Consider the following 14,378-nt stretch of genomic DNA (forward strand, 5'->3'; position numbering starts at 1 on the left):
AAAGGTGGGCGACATCGTCTCGGAATCCACGGGCGACTTCATATCGGTACGCCTGGGCGACTTCGTCGGAATCCGCACGCTGCTATCAGGAAGGACGAGATTGAAGGAATTCGGCGGCGCAGGCGGGGTGAGAAGCGACCGCTCCCACAATCGATCATCGACTTCCTCAAGGAGGCGAAGCGTCGCGGACATGCCGTCCGCACCGATCTAGGGGATGACGATCAGTGATTTTTTCTGCCTGCTGGACCTAATCTAGACCTGATCTCGCAATTGAGGTGAATGAGGTCGTATTAGCGCAAGTATCCGATTTTATTGGTGAGCGCGCTGGGGCTCGAACCCAGGACCCCGTGATTAAAAGTCACGCTGTGGAGAACATCAGCGGAACGCAGCGAATGCCTGCGAAATCAGGAATGCCTGTGATACAAGCGTTTCTGCTTCGTGGCAATTCACGGGGCTTCGCTGACTTTCGGCGAAATCGCGCCCCCGGTGTGCCCCCACAGCATGATCAAGGCCCTCACAGACACCTATCTCAGATCGCTTAAGCCGCCCGCCAGTGGCCGTCTGGAATTGGCCGATCAGTCGTGCCCGGGCCTCGAATTTCGCATCACCAAGGCCGGTGCGCGGTCCTGGTCATACCGCTATCGGGCGCCGGTATCCGGCAAGCTCTCCCGGGTAACAATCGGCCCCTATCCCGAGGTGACGCTGGCCGAGGCGCGTGAGCGAGCCAACGACTACCGGAAGGGCATATCGCAGGGTGGGCATCCAAGCGAGGCAAAGCGCCAAGCGAGGCGCGATGCACCCGGACGAACCTTCGAGGTGTTGGCCGCTCGCTACCTTGATGAATACGCGCGCCGCAATAAGCGGTCAGCCGGTGCGGATGAGCGAAACCTGAACCTGCATATTCTGCCTAGGTGGGGTGAGCGCGACTATGCCGAGATTCGGCGCCGGGATGCGATCGAGCTGATCGAGGCTGTCATAGCTGATGGCAAGCCGGTGCTGGCAAACCGTTTGCAGAGCTTAATCTCGGTCGTATTCAGCTTTGCTGTGGATAGCGACCTGATCGACGCCAACCCATGTTCCCGGCTCAAGAAGAGGGGCGAGGAGGGCATTGGCGATCGCGTGCTGAATGACCCGGAAATCCGCTTGTTCTGGCGGCGAGTGATCGAATCGCCATTGGCGCCTGAAACCGGTCTGGGGCTGCGCTTCGCATTGCTGACGGGCGCCAGGCCGGGCGAGGTGGGCGGCGCCAGCCGGAAGGAGTTCGAACACCTCGATCAGCCGGGGCGAGCGGTCTGGAATATTCCGGGTGAGCGAACCAAGAACGGGCGCGCGCACGTCGTGCCGCTTGAGCCAATGGCATTGGATATTGCGCGGCAGTTGGTCTCCGTCGCTTCGCATTCCTATTCCACGGCGATGCGGCGATTGGCCGAGCGGATGACCGGGACGGATCCGGCCGTGAAATCGTGGAAGGCCGAGCCGCCAACCCCCCATGACCTGCGGCGAACGTTCCGAACCCGGCTCCCGCAATTGGGCGTGGCCGCCGATATCCGCGACCGCTTGATGAACCACATATCCGGGGACGTCGGCACCAAGCATTACGACCGGTATTCCTACCTGTCGGAAAAGCGTGCCGCGCTTGCCCTATGGGAAAGCAACCTTCGCACCATCCTGGAGGGCCAGTCGTGAAGCCATTTAGCGACCGGGATATCAAACGGCTGGTCGACGAACTTAAGAACTATGCCGGCGAATTTGGATCTGCCGGGGAGGCCGAGCTGATTGTTCGAACCGCCCAGGCGTTTGAGGCGGTCCTTTCCGGCACCCCGATCGATCAGGCATTTGGACTTCGCCGTCCAAAAGGACGGCCGAAGGCGGACAAACCCGGCAAGCATTTCGAAATGGCGAAGCGGGCCATAGACATGCGGCTTAGCCGCAAGTCGTGGAAGAGTATCTGCGACGAATTGGAATTTCCGGACCAGCGAGAGTTACAGCGGATCGTTGAGCGCGAGTGGCCTCATGTCAGGGCTGACCTCGCGCGCCGTGTGGCTAAATCGCTGAGTTAGTACCCGAAGGCGCCGGCCATACCGGTCTCTAGGTTCGCGGTTGTTCGCACAATCGTGCGTGAAAACCGGAGGCCTGGAATGGATACCCCCCGAGCTTTGACCGTGAAAGAGTTCTGCCATCAATATGGCATCGGTCAGACCCAGTTCTATGAAGAGGTGAAGGAGAAGCGGCTGACCGTCCGGAAGGTCGGCAGGAAATCGCTGATCACTCGCGACGATGCCGAGATTTGGCTGCGCAGCCTTCCCACGCTGATCACGGAGGCCGCATAAGCATGGCCTCTAGCATGGAAAACCCCGCGGCGCTGGCGGCGCACGCGGGGCTCCCGGTGACTGATCTGGCGGGCGCTTCGATCAAACGGGAATATGCCCTCGAAACCCTGCGCAAGCAATACCTCGCCGAGGTATTCGCATTGCCGACGCATACAGCCTGCACGATCGCGGAGCTGGCATTTGGGGAGGCGTCCCGATGAGGAGTGCTCTTCCCAACAAGCGCATAAGCGTTTCGTTCAACTTCGAGCATGAAGGCCACCGATACCGCGCAAGTGCGTCGCGGTTCGCTGACGGTCGCTTGGCTGAAATCTTCCTTGATACCGGCAAGATCAATACGCCGCTGCAACAGCACGCCGAGACATCGGCAATATTGGTGTCCTTGCTTCTGCAACATGGGGTGACCCCCGAAACCATACAGCATTCGATTAGCGGACCGATTGCGACCGCATTGGAATTGGCGGTGAAGCCATGAGCGGTATCCATGATTGGACAGCGCTACAGACCGAGGTTTGCATGAATGTCGCGAACGCAAAATTCTATGCGTTCGTCGATGAGGCCGACAAGCTTGCCCATTGGGTGAGGTTGGGCGTCGTCAAAAAGCAGGTCGCGGCAGACTATCTGCACGAATCCGCGACCTATAATCAGCTCTATTTCGAGTACGGAACCGACAAGATACAGGGCGTCATTGCAGCGGCGTTTGTCAGCGAGGCGGTAGCATGTTGAGCCAAGCCGATATCAACCGCGACCTCGACGCTCAGATCCTGCGCATGGAAGAAAAGCGGGCCCACCCGCGCGGCAGGTTCCGGCGAACCAGCACGAACCAAATCATGGCCACGGCCTATGACCCGATCAAATGGGTAGTGCCTGGGTATATCAGCGAAGGGTTTCTGGTGCTTGCCGGGCGCCAGAAGCTTGGCAAAACATGGCTGGCGATCGACATGGCGCTGGCTGTTGCGATCGGCGGCGTCGCGATCGGCTCGATTTCATGCGAGCAGGGCGACGTGCTCTATATCGACATGGAGAACGGGCCCCGGCGCATTCAAAGCCGGATTGCGACCTTGTATCCTGACGAGCAAAGCAGGCCGGACCTCTCCCGGCTGGAATGGGTGACGGAAGCTCTCCAGCTCGATGCCGGTTTCATCGGTGAGCTCGAACGCTGGCGGGTTTCGGTTGCGGCACCCCGGTTTGTGATTATCGACGTGCTGCAACGGATCAAGCCGGCCGGCAGCCTGGCGCGCAACGCTTACGAAAATGACTATTCGACTTGGGCGCCGTTGCAGCAGTGGGCAACCGCGCACGGGATAGCTGTGCTCGGGCTGCATCATACGAAGAAGGGAGGAGCGGACGATCCGCTGGAGGCGCTGAGCGGTTCCAATGGATTGAGCGCATGTGCCGACACGACGCTGGTGCTCGACAGCGACCAGAACGGCAAAACGCTTTATGTCCGAGGGCGTGACGTTGAGGAAAAGGAAACTGCCCTGATCTTCGCCGGCGGCTCCTGGAGCATCATCGGGGAAGCTGCGGACGTTCGCAGGTCGGATGAGCGGATCAGAATCACGGCGGCATTGACTGATCACGGAGAGCCGATGACGCCAGCTGAAATTGCGAGCTCGACCGGAATGCCCGGCCTCAATGTCCGGCAGCTGCTGTTCAAGATGGCAAAGGCTGGCGAAATCTACAAAGCCGGTAAGAGCCGTTATTGGCTTCAACCGTCAACCCCCACTAACAGCGATAACGGCGATAACGATTAACCGCCCTCTGCCGTTATCGCGTTATCAGAGTTATGGGGGGTAGAGTGGATGGAAAACAGTAACGCCCCAGCCAGCGCCGCTTAAGTCGTTGAAGGAAGCGGAGGATATGAGAGCGCTATCCCCCTCTGAGTTGTTGAGTGCGTTTTGAAAACTATTGCAGCTTTCGGCAAATCAGATCATCTTGGTTTTGTGTTCGCTGCGCGCGAACGAGGTTGGTGCACCACGAACGGAAGCTAGCGCTGTTCGCACCTCGATAGACGCGCAGTAGGCCCGGCGCTCAAACCGCCGAAAATTCCAGCCTCAGACGCTGGTGAGACGACCGTCACTCATAAGGACGGGCAATCCCAGACTACCAGACGAGTTTCCTTCTGCCGGCGGCCGGTCAGCCCGGCCCCGGCGGTTCATAGAGGCGAAGTCATGATTCAAGAGACTGAGCAGGACCGGTTCATCCCGTTTCCTGAAATTTGCCGCCGCGTTGGCTGCACGCCGATCACGCTGAAGCGTGCCTGCGAGCGGCATGACGTGCCAATCACGCAGCTGTCTCGCACCAGCAAACGCATGCTGTCGGTAGAGGCTTATCGGCAGCTTTTGAGCCGCGCCAGAAACATCGGGAATGTTTGATGACAAATCCGGACACGTTCACCAGGCTTGGCTGCAATCCAGCCGTCGCGATCATTCTGTCTCGGCAGGTCGATGCTGGCCGGTGCGATCCGAATGAAATCTGTGGGCCTTCGTTCTGTGATTACGAAAGCCTTGAGATCGCGCGCCAGGTCAATAGCGGTCGCGGCGATGCGCAGCCCCTGGAGGCATTGGGCGTGTTCCCGGAGTTAGCGAAGGCCATCGCGGGAGCCATCAACACAGCCGCTGAGGAGCGCAAAGCATGAGTGACAATTTTGCAAGCATTGACGCATGCCTGGACAGCGCGTTTGAGACTGTGGACGGTGCGCAGGCCGCAATCTCTGAGGAGATTGAGCGGGGCGTGCTGCCGCCGAACGCTCTGAGTGAAGAGGGGATCTGGGCCCTCGCCAAGGAAGAGAAGGAACGCGCAAAGGCCGAGAAAGCCAAGGCGGACAAGGCCGAGCGCGCAAAGGACGGCAAGGAGGAGAAGCCGGAGCGCGACGGGAGGCGCGTGATCGGGAATAGGAATCTCAATAAAGCGGAGGCGCAGGCCGGGCTCGACCGCGCGATTGACAAGGCGCTGAAGAAGGCCCCCGAGGCTGCACAGAAGCGGCAGGACGACCGTGCGGCTGAGGTGAAGGGCGAGAAGGCCAAGCCTCTGTCGACGAAAGAATTTGGCACCACGCGCGAGCACAGGCGATCGTTGAAGGCGCTATTCCCGGGCGAGAAGCTGAGCCAGGTGCTGACGATTGCCGAGAAGTGGGACGGAGAGTTGCGCAAGGCGCCGACCATGGAGACGGTCGAGAAGCTGGCCGCTGAGATTTTGAAGCTCCCGCGCACTGCCAAGGGCAAGGAGGCGGCCGAGGCTGCCGATGGGCGGACCAAGGCGCTTGATCGCGCGACTGAGGATGCCGGCGATCATGAGGACCTGACCGCATTCGTGGAGAAATACGGCGACCGGCTGCCCGGCATCCTGGAGCGGCTGACTATTTGGCTGCCGGAGCTGAAAGAAGATCCCCAGGGCGCTGGCGCGCGTCTGATCGCCAGCATGGGCGGCCTTGATACTCCGAAGGCACAGGCTCCGCAGGCAGCTCCGCAGCATCAATTACCGCCGCCAGCTACTCCGGAGGAGGATCGCGAGCGGGTAGTTCAGGGCATTGAGAAGGCCATCGAACACAACATTTTGCCCGGACTGAAGAACGATCAAATTGCGTGGGCGGTTGCTGATGTTCTCACACGCATACCACGCACTGCAGACCGGTTTGCTGACTTGCAGAGGGCTTACGCCATCGTGGTGCAGCACGCGGCACCTGGAGCGGTAGCGTCTGCTCCCGCAAAAGACACCAAGGGCAGCAAGTCGATCAGCGGCGCACCTAGCGGCGCCAGCAGCCCACGGCGCGCCAAGGGCGGCGCCAAGGGCCTCGATGAGGCCTTGAACCGTGCATTCGGAGGGATGTGAAATGAGCGAGCAAGCACCGCCGCGCAGCTATCTGGACGATGAAAACTTCACGAGCGCGTGGGCACAAATGGACCCGATCATTCGTTCGGAGGTACTCAGGGCCGAGCGGGAGATCAGGCGCGGCACAGCGATTCAGCGCGATCGCATCATGGGCCGTGGCAAGTACGCCATGAATGGCTTTTACGGCCTCGAATTGGCCGAGGAGGACATTTATCGGCTCGAACAGCAGCAGCCTCGGAAAGCTGAGCATCTGGAGGACGCCCGCAAGGAAGTCAGCCGTTTGCAGGCAGCCCTGGAGGAAGACGCTGAGGCGGTCGAGCGCATTGTGGAGATGGAAGCGGCATTGGAGCCGTTCCGCGAGCACGCGGCAGCACAGGGATTGACGCTCGCGCAGTATCTGCGAACCACCGTTGAGGTCGAGCAGGGATTTATGAAGGCGCGGGCCGCGCTTGAAGTGGACCCGGCTTCGTTCGGGACCGACTTCCTGGAAGCGCTCTGCAAGGTGGCGGACTGGTTGAAGTTCGATCCGCTCCAGTTGCTGGTTGACGTGAACGCCGGCCGGGTGGTGACGCACTGATGGCGCGGAATCCGAAGCCAAAGGACTCGAAGCGGAAAGCCGGCCTTGAGCCACACTCTGCTGTTGCGCTCGATACGCTGGCCGCTGTGCGCGGCGAGATGGCGCGGCTGTACCGTCTGGCATTGAAGGGGACGCTTCAGCCCGACGAAATGACGAAGTTTATCTATGCGCTGAAGGAAATCCGCGCGTGCATCGAGGCGGAGTTGCTCGACGACGTGCAGGTGCGGCTCGCGGAGCTCAGCGCGGCGGTTGGAGGGAAGCGCCGTGGTTAGCCTCCAGACGATAAAGCGGCTGTCGGGCGAGGTGGATGCCTTGCAGACGCGGTATGCGCCCAAGCGACCGTGGAAGTCTGTCGCTATTACCCGCGCGGTATTCAGCGATCCGGAGGACGTAGAGCGGCGTCATTTCGAGATGTTTCCGGAGGACGAAGATCCGAACGTTGTTCTCGTAAACGTTTTCGACGACCTCGATATTGGGCTTGGCCCAGACCTCAAGAAGGATGCCGCCTGGAAGGCACTTGCACGCGAGGAGAAGGCTCGCCTCGGTGCTGCTGAATTGAACCGGCTGTGGGCATTGAGGGCGATCGCGTTTGAGCTTGGCGGCGTTCGGTCAGGCGGACATCATTTCGCGGCACAAGGCGTCGGCGCGGCGGTTTCGCGATTTTCATTCCCGAAAGATGAAGCCCTGAAGTTGATGCAGCAAGCCGGCCTCGAAGCCGATAGCGAACGCGTATTACGCGCATTCGATCACGGAATGACGGTAGGCAGCAAAATCGGAGTGACCCTGTGTCTGACAGCATTGCAGTAGAGGGCACGCCGGAGGTGCTTGACTTGCCGTTCGTGCGCCAAGCGGACGATGGCGAGGTTTACCTTTGGTATCCCCGCCCGACAGGCGATCAGCAGGCAGATATCGCAACGGGTGAGCACTACGCGCGGCTTACCATGTTTGTTGCCAGAGAGTTTGGCGTTCCCCTGCTGCTGGCCAGCGTGCTGCGGGACATGACGCTGGTAGGCAAATTCGGTGGTGTGGAAGCTGGCTTTATCGCGGCAGTGGTGAGCACAGCAATGGTCGGGAATCTGAACTGATGGCAGAGGCATTCACCTGGGGGTCTGGCGGCGAGGCTGAAACGACGGCATCGCGCGCGCGTCGTCGGCTGGCCGAGGCGTTGGTACAGGAGGGCTCCAGCGGGGCGCCTATCCAATCCTGGACGCAGGGTCTCAACCGTGTCGCTCAGGCGCTTGTGGGCGGCCTTCAGCTTCGCGAGGAGGACCAGCGGGATCAGCAGCAGATGGCAGACGCACAGTCTATCATGGCAAGCCATCCCGCATTTGCCGGCGCGTCCACTCCGGGCGTTGCCAAGGTGGCTTCGGCGCTCGCTAGCAGCCCTGCTGAAAGCCCGGCCGCTGCGCCGGCAGGTGATGCTGCCTCGGCTATTGCCGGCATTGAGAGCGGCGGAAAGTACGACTTGCTGGGGCCCGTCACCAAGACGGGAGATCGCGCTTACGGCAAATATCAGGTGATGGGCGCGAACATTCCGGAATGGACGCGGACGCATCTCGGGCAGCCGATGACGCCGGATCAGTTTCTCGCAAGCCCTGAAGCGCAGGACGCGGTATTCAAAGGGCAATTCGGTCAGTATCAGCAAAAGTACGGCCCTGAGGGCGCCGCGCGCGCGTGGTTCGCTGGCGAAGGCGGGATGAACAATCCCAATGCACGCGACCAGCTCGGTACGACGGTTCAGGCATACGCGGACAAATTCAATCGCGGCTATCAGCCGACAGCGGTAGCGCAGGCGGATGCCTTGCCGGTCAACGCTCAGCCAGCGCAGGGCTATGCCGTGCCCGGCCAGCCTGCGCCCGTCGCCGGGCCGCAGATGCCGCCGGCAGTGTCGAGCTGGGTACAACGTGCCATTCGCAATCCGGCAACCCGTGGCGCCGCAATGCAGGTGCTGAGCGGGTACGCCAAGCCGCGCGAAAGCTACAGCCAGGAGACAGACGCTGACGGCAACGTCTGGAGCATCAATCAGCAAACCGGCCAGCGAACGGTGGCGTTGAAGCACGACAAGCCGGAAGCGCAGCCCCCTTCGGTGCGCGAATACGAATATTACAAGGCGAATCTGCCTCAGGGCTCGCAGCCGATGCCCTATGACGCATGGTCGGTTGCCAAGGCGCGCGCGGCGGCAACGAACGTCACCACGAATGTTGGCGGCGGGACGGACAAGCAGATCTTTGACGAGTTCGTGGAGCGCTCGAAAGCGGCGCGCTCGACGGCGCAGGGCCTTTCCGCCATTCGCAACGCTCGATCTGCGATCGATGGCGGCGCCATTACCGGCTTCAATGCTGACAACCGCTTGCAGCTTCAGAAGGCTGCAAGCCTGTTCGGCATTGCTGAGCCGGAGAAGGTGCAGAATAGCGAAGTGTTTAGAGCGGCTATCGCGCCGCAGGTTGCGGCCGTTATGAAATCGACCGTTGGCAATGCGAACATTTCGGACAGCGATCGGCGCTTTGCTCAACAGGCAGCCGGCGGCTCCCTGGACCTGGACGAAGGCTCAATCAAGCGGCTCCTCGACATTATGGAAAAAGCGTCCATTGCCCAGCTCCAGGATCACCAGGAGGCGCTGGACGCTGTGTATCCCGACCCAGCCGCACACAAGAGGGAGCGGGCTCTGTTCGGAATCAAGGTGCCGACCAGCGCGGCGCCGCCGGCTGGCGCGACCAAATCGGGCATCAAATGGAGTGTTGAATAATGCCGACGCTCGATATTGCCGGCCGCAAGGTCAAGATTGGTGACGATTTCCTGAAGCTGTCACCCGATGAGCAAAACTCGACGGTTGAGGAGATTGCGCATTCGCTAGGCGTCTCGGCTGAACCCGCACCGGCGCTGTCTCCTACGCCGATGCCGGCAGCTGCTGCCGCCCCGGTCGTCGAAAGCCCGCCGGCTCCGGCGGCCGGGGGAGGCTATCTGGATCGCATCGGCAGCTACGTTCGGACGGCGCGCGATGCGATCCATGCGCCGACCCGTATGCTTGAGAATGGTTTCTTGTTCGGTCTAGGTGATCGCGCGCGCGCCGGTATGGATGCCGTGATTGGAGCCGGCGGTTATGGGGACAATCTGCGCAGGGAGCAGGGCGAGACGGCACGGTTTCAGGCGGCGCACCCGATCGCCGCGCCCGTCGTTGAAGCTGTGGGCAACGTCACGACGCCGCTTGGCGTCATTGGTGCGACCGCGCGGGGTGTTGGGCTAGGTGCCAAGACCCTTTACGGCGCTGGTGCCGGGACGGTGCTTGGCGGCTTGCAGGGCGCTGCCGGCTCAAGGGATTGGACCAACATTCCGCAAACAGCAACGGATGCCGGCATTGGGGCGGGTATCGGTTTTGTGGGCGGAGCAGCGATGCCGGGCGCGGCGCGCATCATTGGCGCTGGCTACAATCGGATAGCTGATGCTGTGCGAGGGCAGGCGGATGGCATGTCGCGCGGAGCGTCCCGGCACCTGGTCGACGCTATGGCAGCAGATACGCCGGCTGCGGTGCAGGCCCGGCTTGCGGAGCTCGGGCCGGAAGCCATGCTGGTTGACGCTGGGCCGGCATTCCTTGGTAAGGGGCAAGGCGCTTCGCTCAATAGCGATGAGGGCCGGACGATCTTGCAAGGCCGTTTGACCGCTCGCAACGATGGCACCGATCAGCGCATCATGGAGGACGTGAACAGGGCGCTCGGGCCGGCGGAAGATCCTCAGACGGTGCGCAACGCCATTGTGGGGCATCGCTCGGAGGTGGACGCCCGCAATTATCCGGCAGCATTTCGCAATGCGCCTCCGGTGGACACGTCCAATGTGCTGGTCGAGCTCGGCCCCATGATCCAGGGCTCGCCAACCGGCAGCATGGAGCGGCGCGCACTAGAGAACCTGCGCGGCATGCTGATGACAGAACGGCCTGTCCCGCGTCTCGATCCTAACACGGGCGCGCATATGTCAGACGCGCACGGAAACCGGCTCTATGACATGGTCCCGGAGCCGCAGAGCGATCCGCAGTTGCTGCACAAGATCAAGGGCGAGATTGACAACGTTGTTGAATACGACGCGCCCGGCTTGGGGATTCCAGCGGCGGCATTGTCCCGGCAGCAGGGTGCCCTGAAGCATATTCGCGGCATCCTCAATGAAAACCTAGAGCAGCAGGTGCCGGGATATCTTCCCGCCAACCGGCAGTCTGCCGGGCTTGCACGACGTGCTGAGGCGGTGGAGCTCGGAACGCAGTATCTCGGCAACGGCAAAACGACGGCATCGCCCGGACGTTTCGCGCATGAGTTCGAGCAGCTTTCGCCCGGGGAGCAAATCGCATTCGCCAAGGGCAGCCGCGGCGACATCGAACGGAAGCTTGGCACCAAGGCCAACGACCTGGTGGCGCTTCGATCGGAGTTGCAGGGCGAGGGCGGCTGGAACACGGCCAAACTCGCGACGGTGCACGGGGAGCAGTCGGCAGAGGATCTGATCAATTCGGTCAATCGTAATCTGAAATTCCGCGACACTCACAACAAGGTCGTGGAGAACAGCCAGACGGCGCAGCGACTTTCTGCCAAGGAAGCCATGAAGCCGTCGCCGGCAGGTGAAACGCCGCTGGTCAATCCGAATGCGACACTGGCAGGCATGGGCGCGACCGCGATCAAGAAGGCCCTCGGAGCTGCTTACGGTGCGGTGAAGCCGAGCGAGACGCGCGCTTTCGGGGAGATCGCGGACATTCTCAGCTCGACCGGCTCGCGGCGCGACGCGACCACTCAGGCAATTATCGACGCCTTGGAGAGGCGCCGGGGGAATGCAGTCACGGCTCCAGCCGCTGGCGATCGGGCGGCCCTGATCGCGGCGATTGCCGCCCACGGTGCCGCTCGTACCCATCAAAGGCGAAAGCGAGAGCAATGATGATTGATCCCATCACACCGCATAGCAGCAAGAACGAAGACAGCTCCATCGATTTCGAGAGGCCGGACAGATACCGGCTCACGCCAAATAGGAAGGCGGCCAAGATCAGGGAGCAGATGACGTACTTGCGCACGGGCCGCCTCGCAGGGGTGATTTGCCCTGATACCACCAAAGACTGAACGGGAAAATAGATTATGGCACCCTCGGATTCCAATGGCGTGTATTCGTTACCTGCCGGATACTTAGCGACCACAGGCGATACGATCCAGGCGAGCCAGCATAATCCACCGCTGGAAGACCTCAGCTCAGCTATGTCGGCTCGCCTGATGCGGTCTGGCGCGGCTCCGATGACCGGGCCGATCAAGATCGTTGATGGCTCTGTTGGTTCTCCTGCGGTGCAGTTTGCCAATGGATCGTCTACGGGGTTTTACAAGACCACCAATGGCGCCGCGCTCTCCATCAACGGAACAAAAGTTGCTGAGTTCGGGCTTGGTGGGATCGTTTCAGGCGCGCATTTCATTGGAGAACTTATCGCATTTACCGGATCAACTGCTCCGGCCTTGTGTGTCCTTCCGTATGGTCAGACGCTTTCGCGCACGACATATGCCGATCTGTGGGCATTCGCTCAAACCGAAATCGCTGCGGGAAACATCTTCTACAACAATGGCAATGGCTCAACCACGTTCGGCATTGGCGATATGCGCGGCCGTGTAACCGCTGGTAAAGGAAACATGGGCGGCTCGGATGCCGCGCGCCTCACGGCTACTTATTTCGGCGGAACTGGTACAACCATCGGCGCAGTAGGTGGCCTCGAAAGTCAGACGCTTACTGCCTTACAGATACCCTCCATTACGTCTTCCGGCTCGTTTACTTCAAACCAGACCGCCGCCGTCACTTCGGCAGATACTAATGTTACCAATTTTAGCACGGGCTCCGCTGGAGCAACTGTCTGGTTAGCGTGGGCAAGCGGAACGACCGTTACAAGAGGATCAATCACTGGCAACCTGTCAGTTACTTCTAACAATACTGGCGGGACCTCTCACAACAACGTGCAGCCAACCATGATTACAAACTACGTTCTGTTCGCTGGAGGACCGGCCTGATGGATGACGAAGAGCATTTGCCGAAACTCAGCATTCCGCCGGATCATGCGCTCGCGCCTAAACTCTACGACCTGGACGGGCTTCGATGGATCGTCAATGACAAGCTCAATGAAGCGGTTAGGACGAGCGATCCGGAACAGCACAATCTGCGCAAGGCGTTCGATTTGTGCAGCGCTGAAATTGAAGGGGTTCTAGCCGAGTACCGAGCGGAAGTCGGTGCGCCGCCGCATCAGCGCGTAGGCCTCACTTATGACAATTGCTGTCCAGTGGTGAAGGGGCGATCGACGGGGCCGACGAAGCACTGACGGACGCGCTCACTGAGTCACCGATATAGTCCCCAGCCCGCTGCTGGCACAAGTCCAATTCGGCGAGGTCCGTACATGCGGGGCAGTGCGGCTAAAGCCGCGCAGCTCACCGAACGAGCGTACCGACGAGTCGCGGTCGAGGGAGGGGCAATAGTTCCTTCGAACGGTCGATTCCTCGGCTAGCGGCGGGTTCTCCGTCGAACTTCTGCGCGGCATCACGAGCACGCTCAAGCTGACGACGAAAATCGTCAGAGGTATTCTGAGGATAGTCTTGAAGCTGCTCGATTTGCTGGGCAACGCTCATGTGAAGCTCCTCAGATGTGTCGACTGTAAAGATAGCTGCTTATTTGAGCCCGTCCAAGATAATCCGACAGGACGTCATTGTAAGTCCTAACGGCTTTCTGAAGGTCCGGATCCTGTCCGAAATCATCAATGTCGAGCCGGCACTCCTTCGCCAGCGTGGACATCCCGATGAAACGGCCATGCGAGTTCCAATGGGCGTTATTTGACAGAAGCTGCGCGATTTCGGTCGCCCGTGCTTCCTTTTCTGACAGACTCACTACGCTTCCGGGATTGTTGGTTCTGTGGGTTAACCAGTCCTTAAACTTGTACTGGACGAGCCACTTTTTCAGAAGCGTGACCGACAGATCCCGGGCTTGTTCATAAAACCTCAGCATCGCGAGGTCCTGGTTCATCAGCCATTGAAACTCGACCGGCGTGATCGTGTTATTGCGCGACTTTTCGATGATTTCGTTCACTTTATCGAGGTGCCCCAAAGCGGGGACCAAGAACTTGCCCTCGCGATCCGGCACCTGCGGATCAATCGGCCCCAGAGAGGACGAATAATCCATGAAGATCTTATCACCCGACATGCAGAAGATCGTGCCCGCTGACATCGCAGCGACAGGTACAACGAAGTAGACCAACTCAAAGTGATTGCGGACAACCTCAACGAGCTTTTCTACAACCTCAGCTTGGCCGCCCGGCGTTGTGAGAAAAACCGCGAGAGCTTTGCGTTTATCCTTGCGCGCCGCCATCTTTTCGATGACTTCCCGAAACCAGGCGAAAATGTTCATTCGCATTTCGGAGTTGACGTACACCACGTCCGCGTCGAGTCGGCCTTCAAGGTCAGCTTCCGCGTCACGCACAACCTTGAAGATTATGTCGTCGTAAGCTGCCACGAGGCTCCCCCTTGTCGGAACCGACCTAGCACGACGAATCAAGCCCACAAACATGAATCTGCACGGGCGCCGCTCGGCGACGCGGCAACGAAAGCCTCACGAAAGGAGGATGGATTTTTAAGCAAATCAGGGGCAGCATGTCCGTG

Annotated in this window: 20 protein-coding genes; 18 read left to right on the forward strand and 2 right to left on the reverse strand. The window is 60.3% G+C overall.

What is annotated here, in order from left to right:
• Window positions 1-192 (reverse strand): hypothetical protein (locus AC0L21_RS26125; protein ID WP_473264616.1); only part of this gene is annotated, 192 nt, incomplete at its 3' end.
• Between the two features lie 309 nt (window positions 193-501).
• On the opposite strand from AC0L21_RS26125, the gene AC0L21_RS26130 reads away from it, so the two are divergent.
• The 18 genes from AC0L21_RS26130 (at window position 502) to AC0L21_RS26215 (ending at window position 13,051) form a co-directional block, all read left to right on the forward strand.
• Entirely contained in the window at window positions 502-1,686 is a 1,185-nt protein-coding gene (locus tag AC0L21_RS26130; RefSeq protein WP_473264617.1) for a tyrosine-type recombinase/integrase, read from the forward strand.
• Window positions 1,683-2,060, forward strand: coding sequence for a hypothetical protein (locus tag AC0L21_RS26135; protein WP_473264618.1), 378 nt, complete (start codon window positions 1,683-1,685; stop codon window positions 2,058-2,060). The genes AC0L21_RS26130 and AC0L21_RS26135 overlap by 4 nt, the downstream gene beginning before the upstream one ends.
• 78 nt (window positions 2,061-2,138) lie before the next feature.
• Window positions 2,139-2,330, forward strand: a complete 192-nt coding sequence (locus AC0L21_RS26140; protein WP_473264619.1) for an excisionase family DNA-binding protein — start codon at window positions 2,139-2,141, stop codon at window positions 2,328-2,330.
• A gap of 14 nt (window positions 2,331-2,344) precedes the next feature.
• Entirely contained in the window at window positions 2,345-2,530 is a 186-nt protein-coding gene (locus tag AC0L21_RS26145) for a hypothetical protein (protein ID WP_473264620.1), read from the forward strand.
• Window positions 2,527-2,802 carry a TSCPD domain-containing protein gene (locus AC0L21_RS26150; protein WP_473264621.1) on the forward strand — a complete coding sequence of 92 codons (276 nt, stop codon included), beginning with the start codon at window positions 2,527-2,529 and terminating at the stop codon, window positions 2,800-2,802. Before AC0L21_RS26145 ends, AC0L21_RS26150 begins: the two co-directional genes overlap by 4 nt.
• 41 nt (window positions 2,803-2,843) lie before the next feature.
• Complete coding sequence (locus AC0L21_RS26155) at window positions 2,844-3,053, forward strand: hypothetical protein (RefSeq protein ID WP_473264622.1); 210 nt, start codon at window positions 2,844-2,846, stop codon at window positions 3,051-3,053.
• Entirely contained in the window at window positions 3,047-4,081 is a 1,035-nt protein-coding gene (locus AC0L21_RS26160; RefSeq protein ID WP_473264623.1) for an AAA family ATPase, read from the forward strand. Before AC0L21_RS26155 ends, AC0L21_RS26160 begins: the two co-directional genes overlap by 7 nt.
• 417 nt (window positions 4,082-4,498) lie before the next feature.
• The gene (locus tag AC0L21_RS26165; protein ID WP_473264624.1) at window positions 4,499-4,702 is read left to right on the forward strand and encodes a hypothetical protein; all 204 of its coding nucleotides are present in this window, start codon (window positions 4,499-4,501) and stop codon (window positions 4,700-4,702) included.
• On the forward strand, window positions 4,702-4,965 hold the full coding sequence (locus AC0L21_RS26170; RefSeq protein WP_473264625.1) for a hypothetical protein: 264 nt from the start codon (window positions 4,702-4,704) through the stop codon (window positions 4,963-4,965). The genes AC0L21_RS26165 and AC0L21_RS26170 overlap by 1 nt, the downstream gene beginning before the upstream one ends.
• Complete coding sequence (locus AC0L21_RS26175; protein WP_473264626.1) at window positions 4,962-6,158, forward strand: hypothetical protein; 1,197 nt, start codon at window positions 4,962-4,964, stop codon at window positions 6,156-6,158. Before AC0L21_RS26170 ends, AC0L21_RS26175 begins: the two co-directional genes overlap by 4 nt.
• A gap of 1 nt (window position 6,159) precedes the next feature.
• Window positions 6,160-6,735 carry a hypothetical protein gene (locus AC0L21_RS26180; protein ID WP_473264627.1) on the forward strand — a complete coding sequence of 192 codons (576 nt, stop codon included), beginning with the start codon at window positions 6,160-6,162 and terminating at the stop codon, window positions 6,733-6,735.
• A complete protein-coding gene (locus tag AC0L21_RS26185; protein WP_473264628.1) occupies window positions 6,735-7,007 on the forward strand; it encodes a hypothetical protein in 273 nt (90 codons plus the stop codon). The genes AC0L21_RS26180 and AC0L21_RS26185 overlap by 1 nt, the downstream gene beginning before the upstream one ends.
• The gene (locus AC0L21_RS26190) at window positions 7,000-7,542 is read left to right on the forward strand and encodes a hypothetical protein (RefSeq protein WP_473264629.1); all 543 of its coding nucleotides are present in this window, start codon (window positions 7,000-7,002) and stop codon (window positions 7,540-7,542) included. The genes AC0L21_RS26185 and AC0L21_RS26190 overlap by 8 nt, the downstream gene beginning before the upstream one ends.
• Window positions 7,521-7,820, forward strand: a complete 300-nt coding sequence (locus AC0L21_RS26195) for a hypothetical protein (protein ID WP_473264630.1) — start codon at window positions 7,521-7,523, stop codon at window positions 7,818-7,820. The genes AC0L21_RS26190 and AC0L21_RS26195 overlap by 22 nt, the downstream gene beginning before the upstream one ends.
• Complete coding sequence (locus AC0L21_RS26200; RefSeq protein WP_473264631.1) at window positions 7,820-9,481, forward strand: hypothetical protein; 1,662 nt, start codon at window positions 7,820-7,822, stop codon at window positions 9,479-9,481. The genes AC0L21_RS26195 and AC0L21_RS26200 overlap by 1 nt, the downstream gene beginning before the upstream one ends.
• Window positions 9,481-11,643, forward strand: coding sequence for a hypothetical protein (locus AC0L21_RS26205; RefSeq protein ID WP_473264632.1), 2,163 nt, complete (start codon window positions 9,481-9,483; stop codon window positions 11,641-11,643). Before AC0L21_RS26200 ends, AC0L21_RS26205 begins: the two co-directional genes overlap by 1 nt.
• 194 nt (window positions 11,644-11,837) lie before the next feature.
• Window positions 11,838-12,746, forward strand: coding sequence for a tail fiber protein (locus AC0L21_RS26210; RefSeq protein ID WP_473264633.1), 909 nt, complete (start codon window positions 11,838-11,840; stop codon window positions 12,744-12,746).
• Window positions 12,746-13,051, forward strand: a complete 306-nt coding sequence (locus AC0L21_RS26215; RefSeq protein ID WP_473264634.1) for a hypothetical protein — start codon at window positions 12,746-12,748, stop codon at window positions 13,049-13,051. Before AC0L21_RS26210 ends, AC0L21_RS26215 begins: the two co-directional genes overlap by 1 nt.
• A gap of 314 nt (window positions 13,052-13,365) precedes the next feature.
• Here AC0L21_RS26215 and AC0L21_RS26220 read toward each other — a convergent pair whose 3' ends face one another.
• Entirely contained in the window at window positions 13,366-14,232 is an 867-nt protein-coding gene (locus AC0L21_RS26220; protein WP_473264635.1) for an SDH family Clp fold serine proteinase, read from the reverse strand.
• Between the last annotated feature and the right edge of the window lie 146 nt (window positions 14,233-14,378).

This window comes from Bradyrhizobium sp. WSM4873 (assembly GCF_055811355.1).

Excerpts from the sequence above, each read along its gene's own strand:
- AC0L21_RS26200 (WP_473264631.1), top strand. The coding sequence starts at position 7,820 with ATGGCAGAGGCATTCACCTGGGGGTCTGGCGGCGAGGCTGAAACGACG.
- AC0L21_RS26160 (WP_473264623.1), top strand. The coding sequence starts at position 3,047 with ATGTTGAGCCAAGCCGATATCAACCGCGACCTCGACGCTCAGATCCTG.
- AC0L21_RS26165 (WP_473264624.1), top strand. The coding sequence starts at position 4,499 with ATGATTCAAGAGACTGAGCAGGACCGGTTCATCCCGTTTCCTGAAATT.
- AC0L21_RS26215 (WP_473264634.1), top strand. The coding sequence starts at position 12,746 with ATGGATGACGAAGAGCATTTGCCGAAACTCAGCATTCCGCCGGATCAT.
- AC0L21_RS26140 (WP_473264619.1), top strand. The coding sequence starts at position 2,139 with ATGGATACCCCCCGAGCTTTGACCGTGAAAGAGTTCTGCCATCAATAT.
- AC0L21_RS26150 (WP_473264621.1), top strand. The coding sequence starts at position 2,527 with ATGAGGAGTGCTCTTCCCAACAAGCGCATAAGCGTTTCGTTCAACTTC.
- AC0L21_RS26205 (WP_473264632.1), top strand. The coding sequence starts at position 9,481 with ATGCCGACGCTCGATATTGCCGGCCGCAAGGTCAAGATTGGTGACGAT.
- AC0L21_RS26170 (WP_473264625.1), top strand. The coding sequence starts at position 4,702 with ATGACAAATCCGGACACGTTCACCAGGCTTGGCTGCAATCCAGCCGTC.
- AC0L21_RS26155 (WP_473264622.1), top strand. The coding sequence starts at position 2,844 with ATGAATGTCGCGAACGCAAAATTCTATGCGTTCGTCGATGAGGCCGAC.
- AC0L21_RS26145 (WP_473264620.1), top strand. The coding sequence starts at position 2,345 with ATGGAAAACCCCGCGGCGCTGGCGGCGCACGCGGGGCTCCCGGTGACT.
- AC0L21_RS26180 (WP_473264627.1), top strand. The coding sequence starts at position 6,160 with ATGAGCGAGCAAGCACCGCCGCGCAGCTATCTGGACGATGAAAACTTC.
- AC0L21_RS26185 (WP_473264628.1), top strand. The coding sequence starts at position 6,735 with ATGGCGCGGAATCCGAAGCCAAAGGACTCGAAGCGGAAAGCCGGCCTT.
- AC0L21_RS26130 (WP_473264617.1), top strand. The coding sequence starts at position 502 with ATGATCAAGGCCCTCACAGACACCTATCTCAGATCGCTTAAGCCGCCC.
- AC0L21_RS26210 (WP_473264633.1), top strand. The coding sequence starts at position 11,838 with ATGGCACCCTCGGATTCCAATGGCGTGTATTCGTTACCTGCCGGATAC.
- AC0L21_RS26175 (WP_473264626.1), top strand. The coding sequence starts at position 4,962 with ATGAGTGACAATTTTGCAAGCATTGACGCATGCCTGGACAGCGCGTTT.